General features: G+C 34.4%; 18 protein-coding genes and 1 riboswitch. Of the genes, 16 read left to right on the top strand and 2 right to left on the bottom strand.

The window, feature by feature from the left end; genetic code table 11:
• Positions 1-7: 7 nt before the first annotated feature.
• From AC1RPX_RS06710 to AC1RPX_RS06670, 9 genes are all read left to right on the top strand, one after another.
• Positions 8-322, top strand: a complete 315-nt coding sequence (locus AC1RPX_RS06710; protein WP_409021523.1) for a YbaB/EbfC family nucleoid-associated protein — start codon at positions 8-10, stop codon at positions 320-322.
• Between the two features lie 27 nt (positions 323-349).
• Positions 350-949, top strand: a complete 600-nt coding sequence (gene recR, locus AC1RPX_RS06705; protein WP_409021522.1) for a recombination mediator RecR — start codon at positions 350-352, stop codon at positions 947-949.
• Positions 950-967: 18 nt separating this feature from the next.
• Complete coding sequence (locus AC1RPX_RS06700) at positions 968-1210, top strand: YaaL family protein (protein ID WP_481761905.1); 243 nt, start codon at positions 968-970, stop codon at positions 1208-1210.
• 164 nt (positions 1211-1374) lie between these two features.
• Entirely contained in the window at positions 1375-2016 is a 642-nt protein-coding gene (gene tmk / locus AC1RPX_RS06695; RefSeq protein ID WP_481761906.1) for a dTMP kinase, read from the top strand.
• Positions 2017-2035: 19 nt separating this feature from the next.
• On the top strand, positions 2036-2365 hold the full coding sequence (locus tag AC1RPX_RS06690) for a cyclic-di-AMP receptor (protein WP_409021519.1): 330 nt from the start codon (positions 2036-2038) through the stop codon (positions 2363-2365).
• 12 nt (positions 2366-2377) lie between these two features.
• Positions 2378-3385, top strand: coding sequence for a DNA polymerase III subunit delta' (gene holB / locus AC1RPX_RS06685; RefSeq protein WP_481761907.1), 1008 nt, complete (start codon positions 2378-2380; stop codon positions 3383-3385).
• 22 nt (positions 3386-3407) lie between these two features.
• Positions 3408-3764 (top strand): DNA replication initiation control protein YabA, encoded by a 357-nt coding sequence (locus AC1RPX_RS06680; RefSeq protein WP_481761908.1) that lies wholly within the window; start codon positions 3408-3410, stop codon positions 3762-3764.
• Positions 3761-4642 carry a 16S rRNA (cytidine(1402)-2'-O)-methyltransferase gene (gene rsmI, locus AC1RPX_RS06675; protein ID WP_481761909.1) on the top strand — a complete coding sequence of 294 codons (882 nt, stop codon included), beginning with the start codon at positions 3761-3763 and terminating at the stop codon, positions 4640-4642. The genes AC1RPX_RS06680 and rsmI overlap by 4 nt, the downstream gene beginning before the upstream one ends.
• Positions 4643-4654: 12 nt before the next feature.
• Complete coding sequence (locus AC1RPX_RS06670) at positions 4655-5395, top strand: acyl-[acyl-carrier-protein] thioesterase (RefSeq protein ID WP_481761910.1); 741 nt, start codon at positions 4655-4657, stop codon at positions 5393-5395.
• Positions 5396-5456: 61 nt separating this feature from the next.
• On the opposite strand, the gene AC1RPX_RS06665 is transcribed toward AC1RPX_RS06670, so the two are convergent.
• Positions 5457-6434 carry an asparaginase gene (locus AC1RPX_RS06665; protein ID WP_481761911.1) on the bottom strand — a complete coding sequence of 326 codons (978 nt, stop codon included), beginning with the start codon at positions 6432-6434 and terminating at the stop codon, positions 5457-5459.
• A 95-nt stretch (positions 6435-6529) separates the two neighbouring features.
• Between AC1RPX_RS06665 and brnQ the strand changes: the two genes are divergently transcribed.
• From brnQ to tsaD, 7 genes are all read left to right on the top strand, one after another.
• The gene (gene brnQ / locus AC1RPX_RS06660; RefSeq protein ID WP_481761912.1) at positions 6530-7891 is read left to right on the top strand and encodes a branched-chain amino acid transport system II carrier protein; all 1362 of its coding nucleotides are present in this window, start codon (positions 6530-6532) and stop codon (positions 7889-7891) included.
• Between the two features lie 63 nt (positions 7892-7954).
• Positions 7955-8053, top strand: a riboswitch (THF riboswitch).
• Positions 8054-8093: 40 nt separating this feature from the next.
• A complete protein-coding gene (locus AC1RPX_RS06655; protein ID WP_481761940.1) occupies positions 8094-8615 on the top strand; it encodes a folate family ECF transporter S component in 522 nt (173 codons plus the stop codon).
• A 13-nt stretch (positions 8616-8628) separates the two neighbouring features.
• Positions 8629-9018 (top strand): tautomerase family protein, encoded by a 390-nt coding sequence (locus AC1RPX_RS06650; RefSeq protein WP_481761941.1) that lies wholly within the window; start codon positions 8629-8631, stop codon positions 9016-9018.
• A 121-nt stretch (positions 9019-9139) separates the two neighbouring features.
• Complete coding sequence (galE, locus tag AC1RPX_RS06645; protein WP_481761942.1) at positions 9140-10129, top strand: UDP-glucose 4-epimerase GalE; 990 nt, start codon at positions 9140-9142, stop codon at positions 10127-10129.
• A gap of 122 nt (positions 10130-10251) precedes the next feature.
• Positions 10252-10974 (top strand): tRNA (adenosine(37)-N6)-threonylcarbamoyltransferase complex dimerization subunit type 1 TsaB, encoded by a 723-nt coding sequence (gene tsaB, locus AC1RPX_RS06640; RefSeq protein ID WP_481761943.1) that lies wholly within the window; start codon positions 10252-10254, stop codon positions 10972-10974.
• Entirely contained in the window at positions 10958-11524 is a 567-nt protein-coding gene (gene rimI / locus AC1RPX_RS06635; protein WP_481761944.1) for a ribosomal protein S18-alanine N-acetyltransferase, read from the top strand. The genes tsaB and rimI overlap by 17 nt, the downstream gene beginning before the upstream one ends.
• 31 nt (positions 11525-11555) lie before the next feature.
• The gene (tsaD, locus tag AC1RPX_RS06630; RefSeq protein WP_481761945.1) at positions 11556-12584 is read left to right on the top strand and encodes a tRNA (adenosine(37)-N6)-threonylcarbamoyltransferase complex transferase subunit TsaD; all 1029 of its coding nucleotides are present in this window, start codon (positions 11556-11558) and stop codon (positions 12582-12584) included.
• Between the two features lie 100 nt (positions 12585-12684).
• On the opposite strand, the gene cytX is transcribed toward tsaD, so the two are convergent.
• Positions 12685-13872, bottom strand: coding sequence for a putative hydroxymethylpyrimidine transporter CytX (gene cytX / locus AC1RPX_RS06625; protein WP_481761946.1), 1188 nt, complete (start codon positions 13870-13872; stop codon positions 12685-12687).

Raw genomic sequence — 13872 nt, 5'->3', positions numbered from 1 at the left:
ATTAATAATGATGCGTGGAAATGGTAATATGCAAGGTATGATGAAACAAATGCAAAAATTACAAAAAGATATGACAAAAGACCAAGAGGCTTTGAATGCAACTGAATTTGTTGGCGAAGCTTCAAATGATTTAGTTAAGGTAACCTTTACAGGGGACAAAAAAATGACTGATATCATGATTAAAGAAGAAGCAGTCGATCCTGATGATGTTGATATGTTACAAGATTTAATTATTATGGCTGTTAATGATGCTATGACAAAAATTGAAAAAACAACAACTGATAAATTGGGTAAATATTCTCAAGGGATGCCTGGACTATAAACTTAAAATTAAAGAAGGCTAAAGAAAATGCAATATCCTGAACCTATCGCAAAATTGATTGAAAGTTATATGAAATTACCAGGTATTGGTGGTAAAACTGCTACAAGATTAGCTTTTTTTACAATTGATATGGATGAAGATGATGTCACCGATTTTGCTAAATCACTAATATCTGCCAAACGAGACCTACATTATTGTAGTATCTGTGGCAATATTACTGAAGAAGATCCTTGTCAGATTTGTTCTGATTCATCACGTGATCAAACCAAAGTTATTGTTGTAGAAGAACCTAAAGATGTGATGTCTTTAGAAAAAATGAAAGAGTATCACGGCTTGTATCACGTGCTTCATGGTGTATTATCACCAATTGAAGGTAAAGGGCCGGAAGATATTAATATCACAAGTTTATTAACACGTCTTCAATCGCATCCCGATATGCAGGAAGTTATTATTGCGACAAATGCAACGCCAGAAGGTGAAGCAACGTCAATGTATTTATCGAGATTGATTAAACCGGCTGGAATTAAAGTGACAAGATTAGCCCATGGACTATCTGTAGGTAGCGATATTGAGTACGCAGATGAAATGACGTTGTTTAAAGCGATTGAAGGACGTACTGAAATATAGAAATGAGCTGACGGTGTAATGTTTAATAAAAAAACAAAACTTAAATTACGTAAAGAGTATGACGCTAAGTTGCTAGAGTCAATTGATCTCGCTAAAATAGCATGGGATCAAGCCAAACAAACTGAAGAGGCCATTTACGAAGTTGATGAAGAATTAATTAATGAAACACAGATGGCAAGAAAAAGATATTTCTTTCTCTATAATGAAGCGCGTGTTCGTTCAGTTAAAGGGCATATGCAGGCTTCAGTAATCACACATTAAATTAGAAAGAACGTTGAGACAATTCGCCTAACTTGTCTTGGCGTTTTTTTGTGAAATGCTGATTAGATTTATTAAATAAGAGATAGTATACTAATAGTAGGTTTATCTTATGGACAGGTTTTTAAGATTCAAGTACAATAATAATAAGTATTGGGGTCGTTAATGTGACTGGAAAATTTATAACGATTGAAGGACCAGATGGGTCCGGCAAAACGAGTGCCTTAAAAGGTATTATAAAAAAGATACAAAATAACTTGGTAAAAGAATTAGTTATAACACGTGAACCAGGTGGAAGTCCGATATCTGAAGCCATTCGTGAAGTTGTCTTAAATCAAGATTATCCAGAGATGGATAAACGAACTGAAGCATTATTGTTTGCAGCATCAAGACGTCAGCATATCGCAGAAATAATTTTCCCAGCACTTAAGGAAGATAAAATTGTAATATGTGATCGTTATGTTGATAGTTCAATTGCTTACCAAGGTGCTGGTAGAGATATCGGAACGCAAGCGGTTGCTGATATGAACCTATTTGCAACAAATGGAACAGAACCTGATTTAACTTTATACTTTGACGTACCATCAGAAATTGGATTAAAACGAATTTTTGAGCATCGTCAAAATGAAATAAATCGTTTAGATGATGAAAAGTTAGAGTTCCATCAAAAAGTACGCAAAGCATACCAACAATTAGCAGTGAAAAATCCAGAACGTATTATAACCATTAATGCGGCGCAACCTTTGGAAAAAGTAATTGACGATTGTATTGACGTTCTGAAGAAAAAATTACCCGAGTCTTTTAAATAAATGAAATGAGGGAATTCAAATGAAATTAATTACAGCGATTGTTCAAGATAAAGATAGTAACCGATTAAGCAATATATTTATAGATTCAAATGTCCGTGCAACAAAACTATCAACAACTGGTGGTTTTTTAAAGTCTGGTAATACAACCTTTTTAATTGGTATTGAAGATGAACGTGTTGATGAGGTATTACAAATCATTAAAGAGACATCATCAACGCGTGAACAATTTATGGCCCCCCCTGTTAACTTAGATGTTTCAATGGATGCACAAGTACCATTTCCATTAGAAGTTCAGGTTGGTGGTGCAACAGTATTTGTCTTACCAGTAGAAGAGTTTCATCAATTTTAGGAGTAAATAGTAATGACAGAATTAGCTGATGAAACCAGTAATATTAAAATTCAAGAATTACAGCCAAAATTAATTGAACATTTTGAAAAATTGATAATAACAAATAAGTTAGCCCATGCTTATCTATTTTCCGGACCAGAAGGTATTGGTAAGGTTGAACTAGCACAATGGATTGCAATGCGACTCTTTTGTACTGCTGACGAGGATCAAAAGCCTTGCGGTGTATGTGGTGAATGTCAACGAATTCTATCAGGTAATCACCCTGATATCGTGAGTGTTAAGCCTGAAGGCCAGTCAATTAAAGTTGATCAAATTCGATTTTTGAAATCAGAATTTTCAAAAAGTGGTGTTGAAGGTAGCCAAAAGATTTTTATAATTGAAAAAGCTGAGAGTATGACAGCTAGTGCTGCGAACAGTTTACTTAAATTTTTAGAAGAGCCTGTTGGAAATGTGAAAGCTTTCTTATTAACAGAAAATAAAAATCAAATTTTGCCAACTATTCAATCACGGTGCCAACTGGTTAATTTTGTCGCACTCTCTCAAGAAAAATTGATTCAAAATTTATTAAATCAAGGTATCTTGAAAGATCAGGCTCAGTTACTTGTTCATGTAACTGAGAGTACAAGCCATGCTGTAGCATTAGCACAAGATGAGAATTTTACTGAAATGACAAATCAAGTTTGGAATTGGTTCAGTAAATTATTGAAAAATGATGCTGAAAGTTTCATTTTGGTACAAACAAAACTAGTGCCACTCGCAAAAGAAAAACAACAACAGGCATTGATGGTTGATTTAATGGTACTGTTAGCGCGTGATTGTTTACTTGTCCGTTATAATCGTAAGGAACAAGTGAGTTTTTCTAATCGTTTAACTGAAATTGATAAAATAACTCAAATGATTAGTGATAAAAAGTTAGTTGCTATATTAGATGGTTGTTTACAAATTAAAACGATGCTCCAAATAAATATGACATTTCAAAGTGCAATTGAAGTAACAACGTTAAAATTAATAGATTTATAAAATATGAAATGAAGGTGATTTTGTGGATAAGCGTCAACTATATGATAATTTTATAGCTATCGAGGAAGAAATGAAAAAAATGTTATCGAGTTTTGAAACAATAAAATCTGATATGACTGGTGTTCTTGAAAATAACGCTGAATTGGAGATTGAAAACCAACATTTGAGAGAACGATTAAGTGAAATAGAACGACAAACGTCTAAGAATTTTAATGAATCTTCCGATGCAAATCTGTCAAAATCACGTCAAAACTTAGAAAAATTATATGATCAAGGTTTTCATATTTGTAATATTGAAGGGATGTACGGATCACGTCGAGTCGATGATGAACCTTGTGCTTTCTGTTTAGATTTAATTTATGGGGAGCGCGAAGTATGAGTGAAATAGCAGCACAAAGCAGTTTTCAAGGTAAAGGGACAACTGGGTCATTATATTTAGTACCGACACCAATTGGTAATTTATCTGATATGACGTTTAGAGCGATTGATATTTTAAAAGAGGTTGACTATATAGCAGCCGAAGATACACGAAACACACAAAAATTATTAAATCATTTTGAAATTGAAACAAGTCAATTGAGTTTTCATGAACATAATACGCAAGAACGTATTCCGCAATTTGTTGATAAAATATTGGCTGGTCAATCAATCGCACAAGTAAGTGATGCAGGAATGCCATCAATTAGTGATCCTGGGCATGATCTTGTTAAAGCATGTATTGAAGCTAAGATTCCAGTTGTGCCACTTCCTGGGGCAAATGCCGGGATCACTGCATTAATAGCTTCTGGATTAGCGCCACAACCGTTCTTATTCTATGGTTTTTTATCGCGAAAACCTAAGAGTCAAAAAGAAGAATTAGCTGAGTTGAAAAATCAAACAATGACGCTTATTTTTTATGAAGCACCACATCGCTTGAAAAAAACATTAACACAAATAGCTGCTAGCCTTGGTGGTCAGCGTAAAGTTGTACTATGCCGAGAATTAACTAAACGTTATGAAGAATTCTTGCGTGGAACACTGGATGATGCTATCAAATGGGCTGGCACTGAGCAAGTCCGTGGAGAATTTTGTGTAATTGTTGAGGGAAATGATTCGCCAGAAGCAACGGAAGTTGATCATCTGGCTAATATGTCAATTGAAGAACAAGTTGATTATTTGATTGAAACAGGTATGAAAACTAATGATGCGATAAAAGAGATTGCTAAGAAACAAGAGATGAAAAAACAAGAAGTTTATAATCTGTATCATCAGATTTAAGGAGTGAACATATTGGCAGATAATAAATTTAGTGAGCTACATCGTGCGGTTTACTATGAAGGCGATAAAAGTGGGCGTGTGACAGTAGCAATGCTAATTAACATGATTATTTTGGTTTCAACAGACCAAAGTGATAGCTTAGGAATTACTGAAAAAGATTTAACAAATTTGGGCTTTGGTTGGGTTATTACACAATATCTTATTGATATTTCGAGAATACCACATATTGATGAGAATTTAACATTAACTACTGAGGCTGTTTCGTACAATCGTTTCTTCTGTTACCGAGATTTCTGGGTTCATGATGAAGCAGGTAATGAGTGTGCACATATTCATGCTGTATTTGTTTTAATGGATCATAAAACACGTAAAATGACTCGTGTATTGCCAGAAGTTATTGAACCTTTTGGTGCTGAATATACACGAAGAATTGAGCGTTTGGAGAAACCAGTTGGTATCATGAAAGAAGATACAATAGCTGCTAAAAAATCATATGACGTTCGATTCTTTGATATTGATCCAAATCAACATGTAAACAATTCAAAATATTTTGATTGGTTATTAGATTCATTGTCAGAAGACTTTTTAATGTCACATGATTTGAAACATATGAATATTAAATATGAAAAAGAAATTCACTATGGTCATAAGATAGATAGTATCGTTGTTATTGATAACTTAACGACACATCACCAGATTAAAATTGGTGATGATGTTTATTGTGAAGCTGACTGTGAGTGGACGAAACGTTAGAATAAAAAATGCTCTGAGTAACTGGAAGTCTATCCAGTTACTCAGAGCATTTTTTATATTTTTATGATAAAGCATCTGCGACATAAATCGAGAGTTCTTCTTTTTCAAGACCAGCACTTAATCCAACCAATAGTTTGATTCTTGCTTTTTGACCATTTAAGCCACGACAGAAGATGCCGCCCATTTTTTTCAATTGAACGCCACCACCTTCATAGTCGTAAACATCTTGTGCCACGCCATTAAAGCAACGTGAAACAATTACAACTGGAATATCGCGATCAATTAATTTTTGAAGATTAGCTAAAACTTGTGGGGGAAGATTTCCTGCACCAAGAGCTTCAATGACAATACCGTTCGTTTGGTCATTATTAAGAAAACCAAGTAAATCAGCATCCATTCCAGCATAAGCCTTAATTAAATAAACATGATCAACAACTTTGTCGATTGCTAAGCAAGTCTGGCTTAGCAATTCGGCAAAAAAGGTCACGTTATCTTTAGCGATACTACCAATTGGGCCAAACGTTGGTGTTCTAAAAGTTGCGACATTTGTTGTATGTGTTTTTGTTACATAGCGTGCTGTATGAATTTCATCATTCATAACAACTAAGACACCTTTATCAACTGCATCATCACTTGCTGCAGTTAAGATGGCTGTTTGAAAATTGTGTAAGCCATCTGAGCCTATTTCATTTGCGGAACGCATAGCACCTGTTAAAACGACAGGTAGATGGTTCGGTAATGTAAGATCTAAAAAATAAGCAGTTTCTTCTAATGTATCCGTACCGTGAGTAATAACAATACCATCAATCGCTTCCGCGGATGCACGCATAATTCTTTTTTGAATAATTAGCATCTCTATGGGGCCAATATGTGGGGATGGTAAGTTAAAAATATTTTCAGTGATTAAATCGAAACGATCACCAAATGGATTTTCAACTTGGTTTAAAGGGTTTTCTGCACCAGGTGCAACTGCGCCTGTTTCTTGATTTTCAGACATGGCGATTGTACCACCAGTGTGTAAAATTAATATTTTTTTCATATTTTCCTCCTTGCTGACACTTAGATTATACATATTATATTGTACTTTGACTATGAATTTGTTACTGTATATGAACAGATAAGGTGGTTATGAGAATGAAAGAAAAACAATTAAGTAAGAATGAGTATTTATTTATTAGCTCAATGTTATTCGGTTTATTTTTTGGCGCGGGAAATTTAATTTTTCCAGTCTTTGTAGGTCAACAATCCGGACAAAACCTGTGGATAGGTAATTTAGGCTTTCTAATTGCTGGTGTTGGGTTACCTTTTTTAGGTGTAATTGCTATTGGATTGTCTAAAAGTAGGGGAGTTTTCGATTTAGCCTCTAAGGTTAATCGAACGTATGGCATAATTTTCACAATGTTGCTCTACCTAACTATTGGACCGCTATTTGCAGGTCCAAGATCAGCAACTATTCCGTTTGAAATTGGAATTGCACCACATATTAAAGCCAGCCAACATTCAGTATGGCTATTATTATTTTCAATTTTATTCTTCACAATAGTTTGGCTTTTGGCAGTTAAACCAACCAAGATATTAGTCTATGTTGGTAAGTATTTAAATCCCATATTTTTATGTGCGTTGGCTATTTTATTGTTATTTGTATTTATTAAGCCAATGGGTAATTTTTCAGATTTCCCCGCAACAAGTTCTTACAAGAATGGTGCTTTTATGTCTGCTTTTGGGCAAGGATATTACACTATGGATGCACTCGCTGGTTTGGCTTTTGGTATTATCATTGTGGATACAATTAAAGATTTAGGTATTACGAATCCTAAATCAATTACTAAAGGGATTATCTATTCTGGTAGTATCAGTGTTATTTTGATGGGAATCATCTATACATGCTTGGCCTATCTTGGGGCAACGAGTCTGGGTGTATTTCCACATTCTGGTAATGGTGGTGCTATTTTAGCTCAAGTTGCTCAACGTTATTTTGGACAATTCGGAAGTTTCTTTCTTGCTGCAATTATTGTTGTTGCTTGTATTAAAACGGCAATTGGCGTGACTAGCGCATGTGCTAAAACATGTGTTGAAATTATTGGTCATGGTAGCTATAAATTGTATTTAACACTTGGTTGTGTGATTAGTTGTTTAATTGCCAACGTTGGGTTAGATCAATTAATTACATTATCAACACCAGTTTTGATGTTGCTTTACCCACTTGCTATTGTATTGATGATTGCTGCCTGTTTAGAACCTACTTTAAATAAGTATGACTTAAAAGTCAGCATTATCTACAAATGGTTAACCGTTTTAACGCTTTTTAGTGCCATTTTTGATGGACTAAACGCGATGCCAATTTCAATTAAAAATTTAGCTTTTGCTAAAAATATGTTAGCATTTGCAAATCATTATTTACCACTGTTTAATATTGGCTTAAGTTGGATAGTTCCTGCTGCGTTAGGATTACTTATGGGACTAATTTTTATGATTCGTGAAAAGAAAATAAATTAAAAAGAAACACCCAAAGTTATTTTCTTTTTAGTGGTATACTACACAAGTAGTAAAATACAAAATTTCGGGGTAGAGAATACAGCGTTAAGTGCCAAAAGGACGGAATGTGTCTTTTGGACGAAGGCTAGCGATAGCTGCGGTTGTGTTTTCGCATTCGCCGCATACCACAATGTGGCAACTCCAACGAGGAGATGTCTGAATCATGGAAAATTTAACAAAGAGGTTAACCGCAAAGAATATAGCGGTGATGGGTCTATTATTGGCTGGTCAAATTATTCTAACTAATTTATTATCGTATCAGGTATTGACGTTACGGATAAGTTTCACTTTTATTGCGACTTATCTATTAGCGGCGTGGTTTGGCCCATTACTGGGTGGTATTGGTTCTGTTTTATCGGATTTACTTGGAACAGTATTATTCAGTAAAGGAGGTACATTTTTCTGGGGATTCTCGCTATCTGCTTTCTTAGGTGCGTTTTTCTATGGACTTGTATTTTATAAAAAACCATTTACGTTACCGCGAATTATTATTGCCGTATTAATCAATGTCGTTGTTATTGATTTATTGTTAAATACATTCTGGCTAGTATTAATGTACCAGTCACCTTGGACAATTATCTATGCACGTGCTATCAAAGATTTAATTTTAATTCCAATTCAAATTATTTTGTTATATATGGTTGGTAATAATAAACAAATCCAAAGATTAGGTAAACGATTATAGGAGGATTCAATCTATGCCATTGATGAAAATTGATATGATTGAAGGCCGTTCTGAAGGCCAAATAAAAGAAATTTTAGATATTGCTTATGATGTAATGCTTAATTCATTTGGCGCACCAGTTAGTGACAGATATCAAATTGTCACTCAACATCCAATAAATGAAATGCAAATTTTAGATACTGGGCTTGGATTTATGCGAACAAAAGAAGTATTGGTCTTTAGTTTAACAACGCGACCAAGAACGACAGAGCAAAAAGAAACCTTCTATCAACAGTTAATGCAACAGTTACAAACAAAAGTTGGATTGAGACCAGAAGATTTAATGATTAATTTAACAACTAATACTGATGAAGATTGGAGCTTTGGCATGGGCCAAGCACAATTTTTAACGGGTGACTTATAGAAATTAACCAGACGGCGAATTTATTTTCGTCGTCTATTTATTTGCTAAAGAAGGGTGAATCACTGATAAATTTACTAAAATAAGTTATAATAAAGAAAATAAACTATTTGGAGGAATTTAAATGTCAATTTTAGTTTTGGGTGGCGCAGGTTACATTGGTTCACATACTGTTGATCAATTAGTAGAAAATAGTCGTGATGTTGTTGTTGTCGATAATTTAGTGACAGGGCACTTAGAGGCTGTTAATAAAAAGGCAAAATTTTATCAAGGAGATATTGCGGATAAAAATTTTATGCGCAATGTTTTCAAAAATGAGGATATTGAAGCAGTTATTCATTTTGCAGCTTCATCTCTTGTTGGTGAATCAATGGTAAAACCATTAAAATATTTTGACAATAATACAGCAGGGATGATTCATTTACTTGAAGTCATGACTGAAGTTGGCGTTAAAAAAATCGTCTTTTCTTCAACAGCTGCAACATATGGTGAACCTAAAGTTGTCCCAATTCATGAAGATGACCCTCAAATTCCAACAAATCCATATGGTGAAAGTAAATTAGCCATGGAAAAAATTATGCACTGGACTGACGTTGCAGATGGTGTTAAGTTTGTCGCATTACGTTATTTCAATGTTGCTGGATCAAAACCAGATGGTAGCATCGGTGAAGATCACAATCCTGAAACACATTTAATTCCAATTATTTTACAAGTTGCTAACGGAGAACGTGAAAAATTACAAATTTTTGGGGACGATTATGATACCAAAGATGGTACAAACGTCCGTGATTACGTGCATGTTCTTGATTTAGCAGATGCGCACATTCGCGCCTTAGATTACTTACTTGCGGGAAATGAAAGTAATGCCTTTAACTTGGGTTCATCTAATGGATTTTCAAATATGGAAATTCTAGAAGCAGCACGCCGTGCAACAGGTAAAGAAATTCCTGCAGAAATTGCACCACGTCGTGCAGGTGATCCTTCAACTTTAATTGCAGCAAGTGAAAAAGCACATGAAATTCTTGGTTGGGCTCCTAAGTATGAAAATATGGAAGATATCATTAAGACAGCATGGACTTTTGAACAGACGCATCCAAATGGATTTTCAAAATAAATTAGTTATTAACCATAGGACAATTATTTGTCCTATTTTTTTGTTAATTTTCTCTTAGAAAAAATTTGTGATACTATTTTTGTGCTAAAATGTTAACAAAGCAGAGATAAAGGAAGATATGAATGAAAATTTTAGCAATTGATACATCGAATATACCACTCAGCGTCGCTGTTTTAGAAGATAGTGCATTATTAGCAACTATCACAACGAATATAAAAAAAAATCACAGTATTACATTGATGCCAGCAATTTCTGATGTCATGAAATTAGCAGGTATTAAGCCTGCAGAGCTAGACCGAATTGTGGTTGCACAAGGTCCAGGATCTTTTACTGGTCTCAGGATTGGCGTTGCCACAGCTAAAACACTAGCATTTACATTAGATTGTGAATTAGTTGGTGTCTCTAGTTTAGCAATGTTGGCTGCAGGTATTTCCACAAATAGTGATTCTGATATTGTACCGTTATTTGACGCACGTAGGAATTACGTATTCTCAGGTTTGTATAAAAATGATAATGAGCTTGTAAATGAATTACCAGACCAGCATAGAGAACTTGTGACTTGGGTGACTGAATTAAAAGAGCGTAACCGACCACAAATTTTTGTTGGAACTGATGTCGATTTATTTAAACAACAAATTATCGATATTTTAGGTGATCAGGCACAGTTTCCAGCTTCATTTTTAAATATTCCTCAGGCATTTATTTTGGGATTAATTGGTAAAGATAAAGAGCCCGCTAATCAGGAGACATTTATTCCGAATTATTTACGATTAACGCAAGCAGAGACGCAATGGTTAGAAACCCATTCAGATAAGGATCATAATACCTATGTTGAAAAAATTTAAAGCACGAGTGAAACAAATTATTCCAGAATTAAGACCAGATGAACCTGTTAGGACATTAGTTTTTCAGAATCATAGAATTAAAATTAGAAATGAAAGTTATTTTATGACACGTGCTGTTGTACCTGATATTCCGGAACTACTTGAGATTGAAAAAGCAGTTTATGATGGTAAATCACCATGGAGTGCAAAAATATTTGAAGGCGAAATTTGCCAAAAAAGCAAAACACTTTATTTAGTCTTACGTAAGGAAGATAAAATGTTAGGCTTTATTGGTTGTTCAACGGATGCAATAACGGGAGACGTACATATTGCGAATATTGCTGTTCTACCTGAATGTCAGGGTAGAGGGATGGGAAACTTTTTGGTAACGTCTATTACAAGGCGTGCTCGTTTAATGAGATTTAGAACAGTTAGTTTAGAGGTTCGCCGTGATAACCAGACGGCTTTAAATCTATACCACCAATTAGGATTTACTAAAGTGGGTATCCGAGAGAATTATTATGTTGAAGATGGGCAAGATGCTGTTGATATGTTGCTTAAATTAAAATAAAGGAATATGAATTAAGTTGAAAGAGGTCTCAATGGATAAAACGGAAAGAAATCTAATTTTAGCATTTGAATCAAGTTGTGATGAAACTAGTGTCGCAGTGGTCGAAGACGGTCATCTTATTTTGTCGAACATCATTGCAACGCAAGTTAATAGTCATAAACGTTTTGGTGGTGTTGTACCTGAAGTTGCCAGCCGCCACCATATTGAACAAATTACGAGTTGTATTAAAGATGCTATGACAGAAGCAAATGTAACTTATGATGATTTAGATGCTGTTGCGGTTACTTATGGACCAGGATTAGTTGGTGCTTTACTAGTAGGTGTTTCTGCTGCTAAAGCTATCGCATTTGCTCACGAGTTGCCTTTAATTCCCGTTAACCATATGGCAGGCCATATTTTTGCAGCGCGCTATGAATCTGAAATAGTGTATCCATCAATGGCTTTACTCGTTTCGGGTGGACATACTGAGTTAGTTTATATGCCTGAAGAAGGTCAATTTGAAATTATTGGTGAGACACGTGATGACGCAGCAGGTGAAGCTTATGATAAAGTTGGGCGTGTTCTTGGGATGACTTATCCATCAGGAAAAGAAATTGATGAACTTGCACATACTGGACAAGATACGTTTAATTTTCCGCGTGCCATGATCAAAGATGACAGTTATGACTTTAGTTTCAGTGGATTGAAAAGTGCCTTCATCAATACAGTTCACCATGCAGATCAATTAGGCGAAGAGTTGGACCGGGCTGATTTAGCAACAAGCTTTCAACAAAGTGTGATTGATGTACTTGCTGAGAAAACGGTACGTGCTTGTCATGAGTATGATATTAAACAATTAATTTTAGCCGGTGGTGTGGCAGCTAATAAAGGGTTACGTACAAGACTTGAATCTGATATGAAGAAAATGAATGATATTGAATTTGTGAAGGCGCCCATTAAATTATGTGGTGATAATGCTGCAATGATTGGTGCAGCAGGATATGTTGAATTTATTAAAGGTCAACGTGCAGGATTAAATTTAAATGCTGATCCTAGTTTAGAATTTGATTGGATAGTTTAATTATTATAAAATTAAAATAGAGATTTAGAGTTCGCCTTGTAATGCTAAACAGTTGTTTAACACTGGGGAGAACGCTAAATCTCTATTTTTTTGTAAATGGTTAATTTATATTTCTAAAATAATTTTTTGGTAAAATAAATTGGGATAGATAAACGAGTAATCCTAGTCCGAATAGAATAATAATTGTGGTTCCAAAAATAAAATCAAATTGTTGTAATTGATAGTACGCAATAATGCCAATTAACCACCAAATAATATTTAACCAATAAGGCAACGTTTTTTTCATAATAAAGTAAGTGACAAAAACAATTGCATATAATGGTGTAAAAACTGACGCGATAAAATATAAGAAATTTTGATAATTATCAATAGGAACTACCCATGCAATGACTAAGCCAAGCGCAACTATAATGATACTAATCAATTTCATATGTTTAAAGGAATGTATATTCTGAACGTTAATTGTTGCTGACATAACATCTAAAAATGTGGTTGTAACAGTTGAAAATATAATAATGAATAATGCGATTATACCTAAACCTGATGTAGCCAAGAACGAGGTAAAATCAGTGAATCCGGTTCTAGTTGTTAAAAGTAAGCCAATGGTAAACATGATTAAACTACCTAAAAAATAGCTAAACGAACTAACTGTAGACATAGCAAGTGGATGTTTTGTTGATTTTGTGTAATCACCTATTAGTGGTAGCCAAGATAACGCCATGGTGATATTTAATTCAACAGCTGATCCAAATGTCATATTTAAGCCATTGGAAGTATGTGAAACGGGTACTTTGAAAATTAAAAAAATCATGATACCTGCACCAATAACTAATAAATTAACAACAATTAAATTAATTCGATACAAACTATTTTCGCTAACTAATAACCAAATGATAATCAAAATAGCTATGACAAGTCCCATAATAATTGAATTTTTAAAATTAAGTAAGGAACTTGAAATACCATTCATTGCTGAAATTGCGTTGACGATCATAACAGCGGTCCAACCAATTAGTTGAATCAAATTGATAAGTGAAAATAAGAGCACACCTGTTGAGCCAAAAGCAACTTTAGTTGACTGAATGGCTGTCTGATGCTTTTTGGCACCAATATAACCAGCAGGTAGTAAGAAGAGACCACAACCAATTAAATGACCAATTAGAATTGCAAGGAAACCTTTAGAAAAGCCAAGTGGAGCTAGTAACATGCCCGTCATAATTTCGGCAATTGAAATGGCCGCACCTAGCCAAAGTAAAAATTGTCCACGTAATTCTTTAGTTTCTGTCAT

It is taken from the genome of Dellaglioa sp. CoH-56-MRSF-14 (assembly GCF_056782115.1).
Note: the sequence above shows the minus strand (reverse complement) of the source record. Positions and strands in the feature narration are given on the sequence as shown.

What these genes read in the sequence shown, in the direction of transcription:
- rsmI (WP_481761909.1), top strand. Translation starts at nt 3,761, where the DNA reads ATGAGTGAAATAGCAGCACAAAGCAGTTTTCAAGGTAAAGGGACAACT.
- AC1RPX_RS06690 (WP_409021519.1), top strand. Translation starts at nt 2,036, where the DNA reads ATGAAATTAATTACAGCGATTGTTCAAGATAAAGATAGTAACCGATTA.
- AC1RPX_RS06650 (WP_481761941.1), top strand. Translation starts at nt 8,629, where the DNA reads ATGCCATTGATGAAAATTGATATGATTGAAGGCCGTTCTGAAGGCCAA.
- brnQ (WP_481761912.1), top strand. Translation starts at nt 6,530, where the DNA reads ATGAAAGAAAAACAATTAAGTAAGAATGAGTATTTATTTATTAGCTCA.
- rimI (WP_481761944.1), top strand. Translation starts at nt 10,958, where the DNA reads ATGTTGAAAAAATTTAAAGCACGAGTGAAACAAATTATTCCAGAATTA.
- recR (WP_409021522.1), top strand. Translation starts at nt 350, where the DNA reads ATGCAATATCCTGAACCTATCGCAAAATTGATTGAAAGTTATATGAAA.
- tsaD (WP_481761945.1), top strand. Translation starts at nt 11,556, where the DNA reads ATGGATAAAACGGAAAGAAATCTAATTTTAGCATTTGAATCAAGTTGT.
- holB (WP_481761907.1), top strand. Translation starts at nt 2,378, where the DNA reads ATGACAGAATTAGCTGATGAAACCAGTAATATTAAAATTCAAGAATTA.
- AC1RPX_RS06665 (WP_481761911.1), bottom strand. Translation starts at nt 6,434, where the DNA reads ATGAAAAAAATATTAATTTTACACACTGGTGGTACAATCGCCATGTCT.
- tsaB (WP_481761943.1), top strand. Translation starts at nt 10,252, where the DNA reads ATGAAAATTTTAGCAATTGATACATCGAATATACCACTCAGCGTCGCT.
- AC1RPX_RS06710 (WP_409021523.1), top strand. Translation starts at nt 8, where the DNA reads ATGATGCGTGGAAATGGTAATATGCAAGGTATGATGAAACAAATGCAA.
- AC1RPX_RS06700 (WP_481761905.1), top strand. Translation starts at nt 968, where the DNA reads ATGTTTAATAAAAAAACAAAACTTAAATTACGTAAAGAGTATGACGCT.
- AC1RPX_RS06655 (WP_481761940.1), top strand. Translation starts at nt 8,094, where the DNA reads ATGGAAAATTTAACAAAGAGGTTAACCGCAAAGAATATAGCGGTGATG.
- cytX (WP_481761946.1), bottom strand. Translation starts at nt 13,872, where the DNA reads ATGACAGAAACTAAAGAATTACGTGGACAATTTTTACTTTGGCTAGGT.
- galE (WP_481761942.1), top strand. Translation starts at nt 9,140, where the DNA reads ATGTCAATTTTAGTTTTGGGTGGCGCAGGTTACATTGGTTCACATACT.